The sequence below is a fragment of the Idiomarina sp. UBA4206 genome (genome assembly GCF_002383015.1).
In the GTDB taxonomy this organism is placed as follows: Bacteria; Pseudomonadota; Gammaproteobacteria; order Enterobacterales; family Alteromonadaceae; genus Idiomarina; species Idiomarina abyssalis.
Genome location: NZ_DFTS01000019.1, coordinates 58,700 through 62,581 on the forward strand (window position 1 = coordinate 58,700; position 3,882 = coordinate 62,581).

A 3,882-nucleotide genomic window follows, 5' to 3' on the forward strand; every position below is an offset into this window, starting at 1 on the left:
TGCAACTGAGTTAGCAACCGGCCCCAAAAGCAAAGCTAAGGGTAAAATTCCCACAACAATAAATAGAAGAACACCCTTTAGCGTCAGTAAGGTTGGCTGTTTTATAAAGGCTAATAACAGGGCACTGACCGATAACCAAACAGGAAACTCCTGATACAGTTGTGACACTTCTTTTTGCGCCAGTGGTTGCTGCAACCCCAGTTGAATCGTTGCATAACTACCTCCAACCCAGGCGCACCAATAAAACCAGTGCCATTGCCGGAAAAAGGCGGCCAGTAAAAACACAATACCCAGGCCCGCAGAAACGGCACCCGGCACCGGCAGCTGAATTTGCGTCAACCATTCAGGATAAAGCCAGGCAACCAAGGCACAGAGAATTGCCGGTAATGCTGCAATAAATCCCAAATTCAACTCCCCGCAAGTAACCGATCTAAATGGTCAGCAAAATTTTTGCGATCAACGTTGGTTAAAGGCGGAGGGCCTCCCGACTGAATGCCGCTGCTTCGCATGGTGTCCATAAAGTCGCGTATATTGAGACGCTGACGAATATTGTCCGGCGTAAATAGTTCGCCTCGGGAGCTCAGAGCTTTTGCACCTTTCTCGATAACTTCTGCCGCCAGAGGAATGTCGCTGGTTATCACCAGGTCGCCGGCTTCACAGCGACGGACAATTTCATGATCAGCCACATCAAAACCACTGCCTACCTGAACCATATGGATAAACTTCGATTTTGGTGTCTGAATACGCTGGTTTGCGATTAAATAAAGGTGTAGCTGCTTACGCTGCGCCGCTCGAAACAGAATCTCTCTTATAGCCAGTGGGCAGGCATCGGCATCAATAAATAAAGTCATTACTAATAATCCATGAGTCTATATTAGAGTAAATGGTTCTAAGCCTATTACCTTGTAATGCGTTTACTAAGCTACTATTTAGTTGTTACCAATAAAGGTTATCAACAATGACTCCAGGAGTAACTTTATGACATTACGTATTGGCGATACTGCACCAGACTTTACCATTGATACCACTCAGGGTTCGATAAAATTTCATGACTGGGCAAAGGGCTCCTGGGTGTTCTTCTTCAGTCACCCGGCTGACTACACCCCTGTTTGCACCACCGAAATGGGAAGAACAGCACAACTGGCCCCTGAGTTTGAAAAGCGCAATGTCAAACCGCTGGGGTTATCAACTGACACTGTGGATGCGCACAAAGGCTGGATTGAGGATGTAAACGACACTCAAAGCACCGTCTTAGAGTTTCCTATTGTAGCGGATAAAGATCGTAAAGTTGCTGAACTCTACGACATGATCCACCCAAACGAGAGCGCAACCGCGACTGTACGTTCAGTTTTCATCATCGATCCCAACCAGAAGGTTCGGCTTATCATGACTTATCCCATGACGGTAGGTCGTAACTTTAATGAAATTTTACGTGTTATTGATGCGCTGCAAACGACCGATCGCGAAGAAGTTGCCTGTCCGGCGGACTGGGTTCCTGGCGACTCAGTTATCATTCGCCCGACAGTAAGCGATGAAGACGCAAAACAGAAGTTTCCGCAAGGTTGGAAAACGCTGCGCCCATACTTACGTCTGACCGATATCAAATAGCTTTAACTTTCGTTTTCGAGAGACTGCTGGCGTTCTGCCCACACGAGTAGTTCGCCCAGCGGCTTCGGTTTACAGAATAAAAAGCCCTGCATTAATGGACACCCGTGTTCGACCAGGTAGCGGTATTCGTTTTCAGTTTCGACACCCTCAGCAACCGTTTGTATACCGAGGTGCTCGACCATATTTAAGATGCCACCCGTTATTGCAGCGTTATGTCTGTTATGGTCAATGTTCTCAATAAAACTGCGGTCAATCTTCAGTTTATTTACGGGCAGGACATTCAGGTATCGCAAACTGGCAAACCCGCTTCCAAAATCGTCAATTGCAACATCAAGACCTAACTCGCGCAGATGTTGTAAAAGTTCAGCAATACGCTGAGTGTCGTTAACCAGAACATTTTCTGTTATTTCAACGGTAATTTCACCCGGCTTTATATTAAATTCTTCGAGCACAGACTTGGTTTTACTAATAAAGTCGTCACGATAAAACTGAATGGGTGAAAAATTCACAGAAACAGTGTTAATACCGTAACTTTTCAGCTCACTTAAGTCTTGGCAGGCCTGTCTAAGAACCCATTCACTAATTTGGATGATCTGACCTGTACGCTCAGCAATCGGAATAAAGTCCGCTGGAGAAACGTAGCCTTTGGTTGGGTGGTGCCAGCGAATCAACGCTTCAGCCCCTGAAATTTGCCCTGTACTGGTCATGATGGGTTGATAAAACAGCTCAAATTGCTTCTTGGCCAGCGCTTCCTGAATTTGTGTCCGCAGAGCAACCTTGTAGCCCAGCCCCTCATCAAGCTTTTCGGAGTACCAACAAACTGCATTACCGCCGCGCTTCTTCGCTTCATACATTGCTACATCGGCGCGCTGAGTCAGTTCCATGGGATGCTTATATTGAATATCGTTTGCGGCAACGCCAATGGCTGCCGACAAGGAAACTTCAATCTCATCGATACGAAATGGTTCGTCGAAAATAGCTAATACTTCGGTACATAAAACATTAATCTGCTCTGCTGCCCCCATGCTTTGGATAACAGCAACAAATTCATCTCCGCCAAAGCGGCAAATCAGGTTAGGTTCACGGATTACCTGCTGCAGACGCTGCGCAGTTTCAATTAACACCTCGTCACCAAGGTAGTGCCCTAAACTGTCATTTATCGGTTTAAACCCGTCCAAATCAATAAACAACACAAAAACGGCTTGGTTCGTGTCATTGGATACTAACTGTTGTAGTCGCTCTTCCATTGCACTTCGGTTGGCTAACTGCGTTAGACTGTCATGTGAGGCATAAAAAGCTAAAGCATCCTCTCTTTGGACTCGTTCCGTAATATCGCTTTGTAACCCAATAAAATGCGTTACTTTGTTATCCGGGCCCTTAACCGGTGCTATTAAGAGCTCATTCCAAAACATGCTTCCATCTTTGCGGTAGTTCCGAATAACACTTTTTATTTCCCGTTTTTCCTGCAAAGCTTTTCGAATCTCATTAATTACCTTTGGATCCGTGTCTGGGCCTTGCAGTATGTTGCAACTTATCCCTTTCATTTCGGTAAGAGAGTAACCGCTCATTTTCTCAAAAGCGGGGTTCACATAAAGAACCGGGAAACCTTTTTTATTGGCTTCGCTAATAACGACGCCATTAACACTGGCATGCACGCTACTTCGAAAAACTTTAAGTTTTGCCTCATTCGCGCGATGCTCAGTAACCTCTTTAGCGACACCATGCACCCCGGTAACTTCGCCATCAATAATAATTGGGATATTGGTTATTGATAAGTCATGCAGTTGCCCCATTCTGTCCGCAACTTTAATTTCGTAAGATTGAGGGGTGCCCTTTTTTGCTGTTTCAAAGTACGTTAGCGTTCTTTCCCGCTCGGTTTCCGGAACCGCCAGCTCGTAATGCTGCCCCAGCAACTCTTCCTCACTAAGAAGTAAAAGCTCGCAACCTGCACGATTAACGCTGGTGAAGTTTCCGTTTAAATCCAATGTGAAAACTGAATCGGGGTTGTATGTAAATAAAGAGCGTTGATGTTGCTCTAAACGAACCTGCGCTTTTCGTTGCTCTTCTTGCTCGAGGATTAAGGCAACTAAGTCGCGGTTACGTACAATCAGTTCCAGCTCATCCCCGGTTGGCACTCTCGGCTGGGCAAAGTAGATAGCGAAAGTTCCTATAACTTCACCCTCTGCAGCCCCAAAAATGGGGTGAGACCAACAAGCAGCTAAGCCGTACTGATTAATTAACGGCATGAACGCCTCAAAACGCTCATCGTTCCTC

General features: G+C 45.9%; 3 protein-coding genes and 1 pseudogene. 1 reads left to right on the forward strand and 3 read right to left on the reverse strand.

Annotated elements, in window-relative coordinates:
* Together B3180_RS04205 and B3180_RS04210 are read right to left on the reverse strand one after the other, a co-directional pair.
* Positions 1-405 (reverse strand): annotated as a pseudogene (locus B3180_RS04205) (GGDEF domain-containing protein); the annotation flags it as partial.
* A gap of 2 nt (positions 406-407) precedes the next feature.
* The gene (locus tag B3180_RS04210; protein WP_054490176.1) at positions 408-851 is read right to left on the reverse strand and encodes a YaiI/YqxD family protein; all 444 of its coding nucleotides are present in this window, start codon (positions 849-851) and stop codon (positions 408-410) included.
* A 127-nt stretch (positions 852-978) separates the two neighbouring features.
* Between B3180_RS04210 and B3180_RS04215 the strand changes: the two genes are divergently transcribed.
* Positions 979-1,608, forward strand: a complete 630-nt coding sequence (locus B3180_RS04215) for a peroxiredoxin (protein ID WP_222235876.1) — start codon at positions 979-981, stop codon at positions 1,606-1,608.
* A 2-nt stretch (positions 1,609-1,610) separates the two neighbouring features.
* Here the strand turns inward: B3180_RS04215 and B3180_RS04220 are convergent.
* Positions 1,611-3,882: EAL domain-containing protein (locus B3180_RS04220; RefSeq protein ID WP_286843221.1), on the reverse strand; the 2,272-nt coding region annotated here is incomplete at its 5' end.